The sequence below is a fragment of the Zhouia spongiae genome (genome assembly GCF_022760175.1).
In the GTDB taxonomy this organism is placed as follows: Bacteria; Bacteroidota; Bacteroidia; order Flavobacteriales; family Flavobacteriaceae; genus Zhouia; species Zhouia spongiae.
Genome location: NZ_CP094326.1, coordinates 2,443,976 through 2,456,527 on the forward strand (window position 1 = coordinate 2,443,976; position 12,552 = coordinate 2,456,527).

10 protein-coding genes are annotated in these 12,552 nt (G+C 38.7%); 3 read left to right on the forward strand and 7 right to left on the reverse strand.

Translation table 11 applies throughout. From position 1 onward, the window contains the following. Positions 1-18: 18 nt before the first annotated feature. From MQE36_RS10650 to MQE36_RS10665, 4 genes are all read right to left on the reverse strand, one after another. Positions 19-822, reverse strand: a complete 804-nt coding sequence (locus tag MQE36_RS10650) for a TrmH family RNA methyltransferase (RefSeq protein WP_242935954.1) — start codon at positions 820-822, stop codon at positions 19-21. A 158-nt stretch (positions 823-980) separates the two neighbouring features. Beyond that, positions 981-2,285 carry an amidohydrolase family protein gene (locus tag MQE36_RS10655; protein WP_242935955.1) on the reverse strand — a complete coding sequence of 435 codons (1,305 nt, stop codon included), beginning with the start codon at positions 2,283-2,285 and terminating at the stop codon, positions 981-983. Between the two features lie 104 nt (positions 2,286-2,389). After that, entirely contained in the window at positions 2,390-5,389 is a 3,000-nt protein-coding gene (locus MQE36_RS10660) for an amidohydrolase family protein (protein WP_242935956.1), read from the reverse strand. An 80-nt stretch (positions 5,390-5,469) separates the two neighbouring features. Further along, the gene (locus MQE36_RS10665) at positions 5,470-6,537 is read right to left on the reverse strand and encodes a DUF3810 domain-containing protein (protein ID WP_242935957.1); all 1,068 of its coding nucleotides are present in this window, start codon (positions 6,535-6,537) and stop codon (positions 5,470-5,472) included. A 74-nt stretch (positions 6,538-6,611) separates the two neighbouring features. Between MQE36_RS10665 and MQE36_RS10670 the strand changes: the two genes are divergently transcribed. Next, positions 6,612-8,075, forward strand: a complete 1,464-nt coding sequence (locus MQE36_RS10670) for an aminoacyl-histidine dipeptidase (protein ID WP_242935958.1) — start codon at positions 6,612-6,614, stop codon at positions 8,073-8,075. A gap of 130 nt (positions 8,076-8,205) precedes the next feature. On the opposite strand, the gene MQE36_RS10675 is transcribed toward MQE36_RS10670, so the two are convergent. The 3 genes from MQE36_RS10675 to MQE36_RS10685 are packed head-to-tail and all read right to left on the reverse strand — an operon-like array spanning position 8,206 to position 10,962. Continuing rightward, a complete protein-coding gene (locus MQE36_RS10675; RefSeq protein ID WP_242935959.1) occupies positions 8,206-9,357 on the reverse strand; it encodes a peptidylprolyl isomerase in 1,152 nt (383 codons plus the stop codon). A 27-nt stretch (positions 9,358-9,384) separates the two neighbouring features. Further along, positions 9,385-9,948: a gliding motility-associated peptidyl-prolyl isomerase GldI gene (gene gldI / locus MQE36_RS10680; RefSeq protein ID WP_242935960.1), complete on the reverse strand. Its 564-nt coding sequence runs from the start codon at positions 9,946-9,948 to the stop codon at positions 9,385-9,387. Continuing rightward, positions 9,949-10,962, reverse strand: coding sequence for a DHH family phosphoesterase (locus tag MQE36_RS10685; RefSeq protein ID WP_242935961.1), 1,014 nt, complete (start codon positions 10,960-10,962; stop codon positions 9,949-9,951). 78 nt (positions 10,963-11,040) lie between these two features. On the opposite strand from MQE36_RS10685, the gene MQE36_RS10690 reads away from it, so the two are divergent. Both MQE36_RS10690 and MQE36_RS10695 read left to right on the forward strand, forming a co-directional pair. Beyond that, positions 11,041-12,069, forward strand: coding sequence for an alkaline phosphatase D family protein (locus MQE36_RS10690; RefSeq protein ID WP_242935962.1), 1,029 nt, complete (start codon positions 11,041-11,043; stop codon positions 12,067-12,069). Between the two features lie 54 nt (positions 12,070-12,123). Continuing rightward, positions 12,124-12,543, forward strand: coding sequence for a nucleoside-diphosphate kinase (locus MQE36_RS10695; protein WP_242935963.1), 420 nt, complete (start codon positions 12,124-12,126; stop codon positions 12,541-12,543). Positions 12,544-12,552 lie beyond the last annotated feature (9 nt).

Below are 12,552 nucleotides of genomic sequence, written 5' to 3' on the forward strand. Positions count from 1 at the left end.
AAAAAAAATAAAGAATCATCAGTCAAAAGAACGTTGTCTTTTTGCTTCATAAATAATAATTGCGGCTGATACAGAAACGTTCATAGAATCGATTTCGCCTTGCATTGGAATAATAATGTTTTGGGTTGAATTACGAAGCCAATCATTGCTCAGTCCGGTAGCTTCGGTGCCTACTACAATCGCTGTGGGTTTTTTATAATCTACTTTATGATAGTTAACGGAAGCAGTCAGCGCTGCACAGTTAATTTTAATGCCATTAGCTTTTAAAAAAACAATAATGTCTTCTGTAGAACCTGTAGCTATATTATTCGTGAAAACACATCCGACGCTGGAGCGTATAATATTTGGATTGTACATATCTGTTTTCGGGTTTGCTATAATCACTGCATCCAGGCCGGCGGCATCTGCGGTTCTTAATAGTGCTCCAATATTTCCAGGTTTTTCAGGTGCTTCTGCTATAAGTATCAGCGGGTTCACACGTTTGAAATTCAGGGAGCTCAGTGTATGCTCCTTGGCGGCGGCTATAGCCAGTATACCTTCAGTTGTTTCTCGGTAGGCAACTTTATGATAAACCTCTTTTGAGATTTCGATAAGTTCAGGGTCGATATCGTTTACTGAGGTTAATTCGTTAATGTCAGCAGCTGTAATGATCCCGCTGTAAAACAAGAGGGTTTTTATTTTGTATCCTCCTTTGACGGCGAGCTGTATTTCGCGTTGCCCTTCAATAATAAAATTGCCGGTTTTTTTTCGTTCTCTTGACTTTTCTTTTAAGAGGACAATTTGTTTTACAAGCGTGTTTTGTGTACTCGTTATGTTTTTCAAGCTTTGGAATTTTAAGCAAAATTAAATAAAAAAGCGCGCCTTTTGGCGCGCTTTCCGGCTTATATTTTTAGGATCCCCCGATAATTAAAATACTCTGGCACATGCGTCGAAATATTTTCCAGGTTTTCTTCCTGAATATTTTATGAACCGGCTCCGGTTTATTTACCGTTGATCTTTTTGTTGTAACGTTCGTACAGTTCCGTATGATGGCTTTTAAGGTTGATGTCCCTTCCTTGTATGTAAGCTTTAGAGATTACATTGGTTCTCATATCCAGCGCATCACCTTCGCTAATAAACAGGGTAGCATCCTTGCCTACTTCCAGAGAGCCGGTAAATTTATCGATTCCTAATATTTTTGCAGCATTGACAGTTAAAAGCGATACGGCCTTTTCTTTATCTAAACCATATGCGGCAAAAGTACCTGCATAGAATGGTAAGTTTCTGGTATTCATACGTTCCATATCCCCGCTGGGGTCTATGCTGACTAAAACGCCCTTGCTGTCGAGTAGCCCGGCTAATTTATATGGTTGTTTAACATTGGTATCTTCGCCTGAAGGCAGGCTGTGGGGACGTCCAACCAGCACAGGAACCTTATTGACGGCTAACAGATCGGCAACCTTATAGGCGTCGCGGCCTCCGACAATAACGATATCAATATTGTTTTTCTTTGAAAAATTGACAGCATCAGTTATTTCTTTTTCCCCATCAACATGTATATACAGTTTTTGTGAGCCGTCGAACAAACCGGCCAGGGCTTCGTAAGGTAAGTTTCTTGGTTTTTGATCTCCATTTAAGTAGGCTTTGGCCTCTTTGATAAATGAAATCACATCATCAATATCTTCAGGATATTTTTTATTAGGTTTCATTCCGGGATCTTCTCCCATCCACCAACGCCCTCTCGTAAAACTATTGGGCCAATTCAGGTGAATGGCATCATCAACTTTAATTGCAGCATCTTCCCAGTTCCAGGCATCTAGTTGGACTATCGAAGAGGTTCCCGAAATTCTCCCCCCGCGGGGAGTTATCTGAGCCAATAAGACTCCATTAGGTCTCATCGATTCTACAATCTGAGATTCTGCATTGTATGCAATCAAACTACGGATATTCGGTATCATGCCTCCGATCTCGTCTTCATCGTCTGTAGCCCGCACCGCATCGATCTCAACTAATCCCAGGGTAGAATTGCAAGCAATAAACCCTGGGTATACTTGCTTTCCGTTAGCATCGACGATAACATCATACGCATTGTCGTCTATTTTACTTGTTGTGGCATCGGCTACCAAAGTAAGTTTACCGTCTTTAAATCCGATAAGGCTGTTTTCAATAACTTTTCCATTACCAATATGAGCTGTTGCATTGGTAATGAGTATTGACCGGGTTTGTTTAGATGCCGGTGTTTGTTGAGCTGTTACAGAAGAAACAGCAAAAACACAAAGGCTTATATATGATATTATTTTTTTCATCTGTTTATTTTTCTATATTATTTAATTGGTCAGATGGAATTCACCATTAATGATACCGGTTGCAGTCAACCTTATTATTATGGTTCATTTCATGTTCTGTCTTTTTATAATGAATCACAATGAAAATGTTTTTCTTCTTTCTTTGTCGGCGCTTGTGTTTTCATCCCGTTGTTTTTGGCAGAAATCATCATGTTTATCAGTTCGTTTCGTTCGTTATTGATGCTTTCCTGCATATGCTGCATGGTCTCATAATCATAGTAGATAACACCTTCGATCATGGTCTTTTCTGCAACCGCGTAAATAGAGAGCGGATGATCACTCCAGAGCACCAGATCAGCATCCTTTCCTGCCTTAATACTACCTGTCTTATCGTCTAAATGAAGTAGCCTGGCCGGATTCAATGTTACGAATTTCCATGCATCTTCTTCTGAAACACCACCATATTTAATGGTTTTAGCAGCTTCCTGATTGAGTCTTCTCGACATTTCGGCATCATCGGAATTAATAGCTACTGTGACCCCGGCATCATGCATAATTGCAGCATTGTACGGAATAGCATCTTTAACCTCATATTTATATGCCCACCAGTCGGAAAATGTTGAGCCTCCAGCACCATGTTCAACCATCTTATCAGCAAGTTTGTAACCTTCGAGAATGTGGGTAAAAGTGTTAACATTAAAATTAAACTCGTCGGCTACCTTCATAAGCATGTTAATTTCGCTTTGAACATATGAATGACAGGAAATAAAACGTTCCTTGTTTATGATTTCTGAAATGGTTTCCATCTCCACATCATATCTTGGAGCTTTTGAATTGGATTTTGCTCTTTTGGAAAGTCCGTTATACTTATCCCATGCTTCCTGGTATTCTTTAGCTCTCTGGAAATAATCGGTAAATACTTGTTCAACTCCCATTCTGGTTTGAGGGAACCTTATGGTCTGCGTACTTCCCCAGTTTGATTGTTTTACATTTTCACCTAAAGCGAATTTGATAAACTTAGGGGCCTTATCGATTAACATATCTTCAGCATTTCTTCCCCATTTTAGCTTGATCAATGCTGAACGACCACCAATAGGATTGGCAGAACCGTGTAAGATCTGAATCGTAGTAACACCTCCGGACAAATTTCTATAGATATTGATATCGTCAGGATTCACAACATCGCTGATGGAAACTTCTGCTGAGGAGTTATGGCCTGATTCATTGATAGCATCAGCTGCAATGTGAGAGTGCTCGTCAATGATACCGGTAGTTAAATGTTTCCCGGTGGCATCGACGACTGTAGCTCCATTTGCCGACAAACCACTTCCGATTTGAGCAATTTTGCCATTTCGAACCAAAACATCAGTGTTTTTTAATATTCCACTATCTTCGTTTGTCCATACGGTAGCATTTTTGAACAGAACAGTTTGTTGTGATGGGACATTAGAGAAGCCGTAAGCTTTGTTAGGAAAAGTGACCGGAAATACTTTAGGAGTGTCTTCATCTTTTTCTTTCCCGTTCTTTTCTTTAAAATCTGATGTCCTGGTAGCGGTCCAGTCGATAGAAGTACCATTGGTTAAAGTGCCCGTACCATTCAGGTTGTTACTTTCTGTAACCCTGGCAGTTAATCTGTTATAAGATTTGCTTCCGTCTGTTTTGGGAGCAAAGAACAGGTTTATCCAGCCATTGCTGTAATCTAATTTTGAAGCGATTTTAAGCGTATCTTGCTTTAATTCTATAGACGGTTTTTCAATTTTACCTTTAATACTAAGATTGTATTTAGTTCCGGATACAGACAGGTCATAGTCGCCACGAATATCTTTAATATTCATATCATTGATTATGTTTTTATGGCCTTGAGTCCAGTTTTCATAAAGCGTGGTAGCTTTATCGAATATGGGTCCGGAGGTAATTAAAAAGTTGGCATAAGCTCCTTTTTTCAGGGTTCCGATTTTATCGCTTTTACCGAGGAGTTTTGCAGGTACCGTTGTTAAGGCTGCCAATGCGACTTCGGGATTCAGACCGTATTGTATGGCCTTTCTTAAGTGGTCGCTGAATTCAGAAATATTTTTATTGGCGGAGGCAGTCAGGGCAAAAGAAATTCCGCTGTTTGATAATGTAGCCAGATTAGCCGGTGCCTGATTCCAATGACGCATGTCCGACAGCGATACTTTTGAGGCCTGATACGGGTCAGTTACATCATATGCATCTGGAAAATCCAGAGGAATGATCAAAGAAGCATTGATCTTTTTTATTTCATCAATGTGTTCGTATTCGTATCCGCTTCCTTTAATAATGTAATTAACACCGAACTCATTACCGACATTATAGGCCCTGAGTACATTTAATTTATTATTTCCGGCATCAAAAATTTGAGGGAGCTTATTGTTTTTCAACAGGGCTTCAATAGCCATATCTTTATTGTCTGCATTTCCTTTGGCATACCAGTCCGCATCGTAATATAATTGTCTCAACAGGGCCATAGCCCCCATCAGCGAAGTAGGATATGCCTGAAGGGATACGGCACTTTTATCGAATGAGAAGAATTGGGCAGACCGCTGTTCTATGATTCTTTCGCTATTGTTTCCTTCCGGATTTAATGCTACGAGCATTCCCGTTCCCCTCACGATTCCGTCGGCTATATGGGTATTTACCAGACCAAATCCATTTTTAATAAGGTCATTGGCTTTGCTGTTATCGAATTTAAATTTATTTATGGCTTCCTGATCCGGTATGATATGGTCGTTCCAATAGTACCCTTCACGAGAAGCATCGTATTGGGGGCCGGATCCCCGGTTGTTCCCTTGTCTTTTCGGCTTTTCAATACCGAATTCAGAATAGATATCGATAAAAGAAGGGTAGATATATTTGCCGGCCAAATCTATTATTCTTGTGTTGGCGGGGATTTGAACAGAGGTTCCGGTAGCTACAACTTTTCCGTTTTGAATCAGGAGGGTAGCATTATCGGACACTTCAGTAGGGGTCAGGTAAATTTTTGCATTGGTAAACGCCGTGTAACTATTCTTAATGGTCTTTACACCATCATTTTTCGGGAAATATTCTTGGGAAAAGACCGAAAAACTCATCCATAGCATACAGAACGATAGTAGTTTTATTTTCATTTATGAATTAATTTAAATTAGCTTTTTAAAAATATAACAACTTTGAGAAGAAGCCGGAGTGTTAAGTTTTTTTTAACGTTTTAAAAGGGGTTGATTTTATAATAGTTTATGAGCAAAGCAACCACATAGCTATATGTTTTTATACCGTCTTTTTGGTTGTTGGCTTTAAGAAAAGTATTGAAGGTTTGTTTAAAGGCCGGTTCGGCCTTGGTTTTATGTTTTCTCCAAAAATTGGCGACTTCCAGATAGTTCTTGATAATTCCCGGATTGATCCTGGCATTGTATGCTTCAAATAATTCAGGGTCATTTCTTTTTATTTCGCCCAGAAAGTAGCGCATCACATATAAATAACCGGAGTATTGAAAGTAAATGTCTTCATTGTGGACCGCAGCCAGATAACCGACAAAATTAGCTTCATTTTCTGCTGAGTATCCTATTTGATGGGCTTCTTCGTGGCAACTCACGGTAGGGTATTTAAAATCGAGCTGAAGTCCGTTTACCTGCGCTTCATTGGTAAAAGGGTTTAAATAGCCGCTATATCCCATATATGTAAGGGCTGTGCTATACATGGAGGTTTTTATACTGCCGGGGCTATACTCCAATTCGGGTATTTTTTTTGCCAGGTTTCTATAACCATTACCGGTCATATTGTAAATTTCCCGTTTGGTATATGGTATTTTTACCATAACGGTGTCGTTTCCCGTAATTTTTAAGTGGAGGTTATTGCACCTGTCTACCAGTTTATCCGTAAATGAAATAAGCTCCTCGTAGGTGTATTCGTTAGCGATGTTTAACGATTGATGAATAGGTTGCCTGTAGTAATTCATTCCCCAAAAAAGATGGAAAGTGAAATACAGAAAAGAGATTAAAATGAACATTTCCCTGAAAAAGCTCCGGGTCTGTGCAAAAAACATTTTGCCTTTTAAGATCAGGAACCGAATAATCAGGATGGTGGTAATAGTATAAAAAATATCACCCATTGAAAAAGGGATCCATCCGAAAGCATATCGTAATGACTTCGACAACAGGGGATAAAAGCCATTACTGTAATAAGTCTCTATCCAATCAGGATGATTTCCCAGCCATTTCACGATTATGATCTGCGGGAAGATAGACAGGGCAAGAATTGTTTTTAATCTTTTAGACATGTATTCAAATTTAACCAAATTAATGACATTCTTGATAAGATGGTTACTTTTGTAGTTTAAAAAACACTGAAAACATGAGTAAAGAAATACGGGCATTAGAGCCACAGTCTGTCTGGAACAGTTTTGCTGATTTAAACGCAGTGCCTAGAGCCTCCAAAAAAGAAGAGCAGGTTATTGCTTTCATGATGGATTTCGGCAATAATTTAGGTTTAGAAACTATAAAAGATGAGGTAGGAAATGTAATTATCCGGAAGCCTGCCACCAAAGGTATGGAAAGCAGAACACCTATTGTGATGCAATCGCATCTAGATATGGTTCATCAAAAAAACGGTGATACAGATTTTGATTTTGCTACTCAGGGAATCGAGATGTTCATTGACGGTGAGTGGGTAAAAGCCAAAGGAACGACCCTGGGTGCAGACAACGGTATGGGAGTCGCTGCTATTATGGCAATTCTTCAGAGCCATGAAATTGCTCATCCTGCGCTCGAAGCTTTGTTTACGATTGATGAAGAAACGGGAATGACAGGTGCCATGGGGTTAAAAGGTGGATTGTTAAAAGGAGAAATCCTGTTAAACCTCGATACGGAAGAGGATGATGAGATTGATATAGGATGTGCCGGGGGAGTTGATGTAACTGCAAGCAGAACCTATAACGAAGAGGAAACACCGGAAGAAACCGTAGCATATAAAATTTTCGTGAAAGGCCTTCAAGGGGGGCATAGCGGAATGGATATCGATAAAGGATTGGGAAATGCAAACAAGATTATGAACAGGCTGTTGTTTGGAAGTTTTGAGAATTTTGGGTTAAGAATAGCGGAAATTGACGGAGGGGGACTAAGAAATGCGATTCCGAGAGAAAGCACAGCTGTTGTAGTAATAGATAAAGTACATGAGGGTGCTTTTGATTTTGAATTTGAAGCTTTGGTTGAGATCATTAAAACTGAGTTGAAAACGATGGAGCCGGAGTTATATATCAATAAGGAAGAAGTTGATTCGCCTGCCAGGGTGATGTCGTTAGGAGTTCAGGAGGGAGTCATAAAAGCTATTTATGCAGCGCATAACGGTGTTTACAGAATGAGTGCTGATATGGAAGACCTTGTAGAAACTTCTAATAATATAGCCAGGGTGACTATAAAAGACGGAAATGCCGAGGTAATGTGTCTGACGAGGTCGTCGGTTGAGTCTTCAAAAAATGATTTGGCCAATGCCTTGAGAGCCACTTTTGAGTTGGCCGGGTTTGATGTAGAATTGAGCGGGTCATATCCGGGATGGACACCAAATGTAAATTCCCCGATTCTTGAAGTTCTGAAGTCAAAGTATGAGGAGTTATTTCAGGAACAACCTGAGGTAGTTGCCTGTCATGCAGGATTGGAATGCGGGATTCTGGGGCAGAATTATCCTGAAATGGATATGATAAGTTTTGGTCCAACGATAAGAGGAGCCCACTCACCGGACGAACGCGTGAATATTGCATCCGTTCAGAAATTCTGGAAGTATACGTTGGAAATACTTAAAAATATTCCGAAACAAAAATAGCTATAAAAAAACCTCGCTTTTAGCGAGGTTTTTTTATAGGATAAATATTTCTCGAAAACCGAAATCTATACCGTATAGCTTATCGGGAGCTCCGGCATTTGGCCTTCTCGTGGGCTTGCCCCGAGGTAGTTTACTCTTGTGGTTTGCTGATTTGCAAGTCGAAAACCAGGTCGGTATCCGGAGGAATAGGCCCTGAACCTGTAGAACCATACCCTAGATGAGAAGGAATGAACAAACGTACTTTGGCTCCATAGTTTAATAAAAATAACCCTTCCTTGAACCCGGGAACCAATTGTGCATCCAGGCTAAGTGCCGTAGGGAATGGTTGGTATCCGTTGCGTCTTACTTTGCTTTGCTGAACAGCATTCATTTTTTCGGCAACATCTAACCAGCTTGTGTCAAAAAGAAGGCCGTCTGTGAAATAACCTGCATAGTTAACTAATACTGTTTCTCCTTCTTTAGGTTTGTCGTCATTCCCTTTTTCTAAAATCAGATATTTTAATCCGGATTCGGTTTCGGATGCTTTGGCTTTTTGTTCTTCAAATTCTTTAGCCAGATCTTCAGCAGCTTTTCTGGCATCTTCAGCTTTTTTATTGGCTTCTTCAAAATAGTTGCTAAACACCTTAACAGCGTCGAAGTTCTTGGCTTCTTTTCCGTTTCTGATGATCTTTATATTGTTCATAATCACATCTTCAAGCGGTCTGTCCTGCGGGTTGGTTTCGGTAGCAGCAATTGAATCAACAACTTCCAGGCCTTTAACTACTTCGCCAAAAACTGCATGACAACTAACTCTTGGATTTTCGCAAGGTTTAAGGTTTCCATTTTGATCGTATGCATCCAGGAATTTTGTTGCTTTATGTGTAATGAAGAATTGACTTCCGTTAGTCCCAAATCCTGCATTAGCCATTGATAGGATCCCTTTTTTATCATGAGAGAGGTTCTTGTCGAATTCGTCTTTAAATTTATACCCGGGATTGCCGTTACCTTGTCCTGTAGGGTCTCCTGATTGTATCATGAAGTCTTCGATTACACGATGAAAGATAACACCGTCATAATACTTTTTGCCTTTTATAGAATCTGTTACAAATGGATTACTCCCCTCAGCCAGCGTTACAAAGTTTGCAACAGTAATAGGAGTTTTGTCGTAAGCAAGCTTAACTATGATTTCGCCTTTAGAGGTTTGAATATCTGCAAACAAGCCATCGCCAAGTTCACTGTATTTAGAAGAACAGCCGGCAGCAAGAAATCCAAGCATTAAAACAAATAGATTGATTTTTTTCATGTTGTTAAATGTATTTATCGGTATGATTTAGTTCTCGTTATTTAATGAATCTTTAGCTATTTCGATTATATCTATGAGTTTGATAGTACTGATGAGTGGTTGGTTGGTTCCGATTTTATGATCATCGCCATGGTAACCATACCCCATCACGGAAGGAAATAAGAATGTGATCTCTTCTCCTTTTTTCATCAGTTTAATACCGGTTCTCAATCCTGGAAAATAATCTTCTTTATCGACCTTGAATTTTATGTTACCAATCTCTTCATTAGTATATATAGTGTCATTTTCCAGTGTTCGGATGTTGTAATTAATCATCACTACATCATCTGTTTTGGGTGTATATGATGAAAGGGTGTTTTTTACATTGTAATAATACCAGTATCCGTTTGAAGAATTTAAATACGTATGCGTGGTATCTTTGTCAATAATACTTTTAATAGAAGTCTCTTCTTTTCTTAACAGGTCTTTATTCCTTTCAATGGATTCCCGTAAAAACGAGCCTGTTTTACGAGAAACAGGTTTTCTGGGTTCGGGTTCATTGCAGGATACTGCAAGGATAGTTAAGAATAAAATTAATAAGATGCGTTTCATTTATTGTAAATCGTTTTTATACGATGGCAATATAGCTTCTAGCTTTTTTATAGTGTCAGACATATTTGCATCACTTCTTCCGCCTGCCGCATTTATATGCCCTCCGCCGTTAAAGTGTGTTCTGGCCATTTCATTAACCGAAAAGGAACCTTTGGAACGAAGCGATATTTTAATATAGTCTCCATCATTATTTTCGATAAATATAATAGAAAGTTTTACACCTTCAATAGAGAGACCATAGTTAACAAAGCCTTCGGTATCTCCTTTTTTAAAGTTATATTTATCAAGTTCTGTCTTTGTAAGGGTTATGTAAACCGTATTGTATTCTTTAAGGAATACAAGGTTGTTTAAGGCAACACCCAGTAAATGTAATTTATCAATAGAGTTACTATCGTAAATTGCATTGTGTATTTCTGTGTTTTTTGCGCCTCTCTCAATTAAATCTGCAATGATCCGATGGGTGGTGCTGGTAGTAGATGAGAACCGAAAAGAGCCTGTATCGGTCATAATTCCGGCATAAAGACATGTAGCAATATCCGCATCAATTTTATCAGTACCATCTAAGAATGAGATAAAATGATATATCATTTCACAAGTGGCGCTCATCGATACGTCAGAATACATATATTTGGCATATTCGTCAGGTTGTTGATGATGATCTATCATGGCAAAATCAACATCCAGATTTTCAAGAAAGGGTTTCATTTCCTCAATTCTGTTTAAAGAATTAAAGTCAAGTGTAAAGATAAGATCGGATTCCCGGAGTATTTTTTTTGCTAATTCTTCCTGGTAATCAAACTTAATGACTTCATCATTCCCGGGCATCCATTTTAAAAAGTTAGGATATTCATTGGGGGATATCACGCGAACAGAATGCTGCCCCTTTTTGAGGTAATGCATTAGCCCGAGTGATGATCCTATGGCATCACCGTCCGGGTTTTTATGTGGAATTATAGAAATTTTTTTAGGACTGGATAAAAACTTTTTAATGTCTTTAATTTGCTTCTCTTTCATGGGGCGCTAAGATACAATTTAATAATATAGCAATTTTAAAAAGGAATATTACTTTTGTAGCTGATCAATTACGTGTTTATGCTCAAACAGATTTGTGTCCTGGTTTTAATAAGTTTAATGCTGGGGTGTGGTACGGCCAAACAGAAAAATTCTAAAGTAAAGTTCGATAAAGAACTGGTCATTGCTTTTGGCTCTTGCGATAACCAGAAAATAGAAAACCTTTTATGGGATGATGTTTTAAAAAACAATCCTGATATCTGGATTTGGGGAGGAGATAATATTTATTCAGATCCTTATAACAAGTATAAAATGATCGGGGATTATGATATTCAGTCCCGCGGAGAGGATTATCGACAACTTATGAAATCGACAGATATATTAGGTGTCTGGGATGACCATGATTATGGATTAAATGACGGGGGAGAAGAATTTGAATTTAAAGATGAAGCTGAACAATTGTTTTATGATTTTTTAAACGAACCCAAGAACAGTGTTTTACGAAAAAGAAAGGGAACATATAATTCGAAAACCTACTTTAGCAGTGTTGGTTCGGTAAAAATTATATTGTTGGATACCCGCTATTTCAGGAGTCCGCTCACCAAAGATTTTGGTTCTTCAAAGCGATATATGCCAAACGCTTATGGAGATGGTACGTTATTAGGTGCCGAACAATGGAAATGGCTGGAATCTGAACTCATTAACAGTAAGGCCGACTTTAACATTATAGTAAGCAGCATTCAGATATTATCTAACAAGCATGGTTTTGAAATGTGGGGAAACTTCCCGCATGAAGTAGACAAATTGTTTAACTTGATAACTACGAGCCGGGCCAAAGGAGTGATTTTATTATCAGGAGACAGGCATATCTCTGAATTTTCAAAAATAAATATTAACGGCTTGGGATACCCTGTTTATGATTTTACTTCGAGCGGACTGACTCATAGCTACGAAGAATTTAATGGTGAAGAAAACCCATTCAGAGAGGGTGAAGTGATTAAAGAAAGGAGTTTTGGGGTATTAAGATTAAACCTTGAAACCAAAAAAGCAACCATGCAAATGATCGGGGATGGTAATATTTTGCTTCAAGAAGTAGATCAGGTGTATTAACTGCTTGTCAGAATAATTAAAAGCATTACTTTTGCACCCAAATTTAAAAAACGAATGGCAACAAACAGAACATTTACAATGATTAAGCCTGATGCTGTTGAAAACGGACACATCGGCGCTATCTTAGAAAAAATTACAGCTGCAGGGTTTAAAATTGTAGCGATGAAGTATACTCAGTTAAGCAAGCGTGATGCTGAAGAATTCTATGCGATTCATAGTGAGCGTCCATTTTTCGGGGAGTTGGTTGAATTTATGACCAGAGGACCGATAGTTGCGGCTATTTTAGAGAAAGGTAATGCAGTTGAAGATTTCAGGACTTTAATCGGTGCTACAAACCCGGAAGAAGCTGCAGAAGGAACTATTCGTAAATTATATGCTACTTCAATCGGAGAAAATGCAGTTCATGGTTCAGATAGTGATGAAAATGCAGTTATTGAAGGTGCTTTCCATTTTTCAGGAAGAGAGATTTTTTAACGATATCTA

Bases quoted from the DNA above. Each gene is read 5' to 3' on its own strand.
- MQE36_RS10655 (WP_242935955.1), bottom strand. From the start codon at position 2,285: ATGAAAAAAATAATATCATATATAAGCCTTTGTGTTTTTGCTGTTTCT.
- MQE36_RS10660 (WP_242935956.1), bottom strand. From the start codon at position 5,389: ATGAAAATAAAACTACTATCGTTCTGTATGCTATGGATGAGTTTTTCG.
- MQE36_RS10665 (WP_242935957.1), bottom strand. From the start codon at position 6,537: ATGTCTAAAAGATTAAAAACAATTCTTGCCCTGTCTATCTTCCCGCAG.
- MQE36_RS10670 (WP_242935958.1), top strand. From the start codon at position 6,612: ATGAGTAAAGAAATACGGGCATTAGAGCCACAGTCTGTCTGGAACAGT.
- MQE36_RS10675 (WP_242935959.1), bottom strand. From the start codon at position 9,357: ATGAAAAAAATCAATCTATTTGTTTTAATGCTTGGATTTCTTGCTGCC.
- gldI (WP_242935960.1), bottom strand. From the start codon at position 9,948: ATGAAACGCATCTTATTAATTTTATTCTTAACTATCCTTGCAGTATCC.
- MQE36_RS10685 (WP_242935961.1), bottom strand. From the start codon at position 10,962: ATGAAAGAGAAGCAAATTAAAGACATTAAAAAGTTTTTATCCAGTCCT.
- MQE36_RS10690 (WP_242935962.1), top strand. From the start codon at position 11,041: ATGCTCAAACAGATTTGTGTCCTGGTTTTAATAAGTTTAATGCTGGGG.
- MQE36_RS10695 (WP_242935963.1), top strand. From the start codon at position 12,124: ATGGCAACAAACAGAACATTTACAATGATTAAGCCTGATGCTGTTGAA.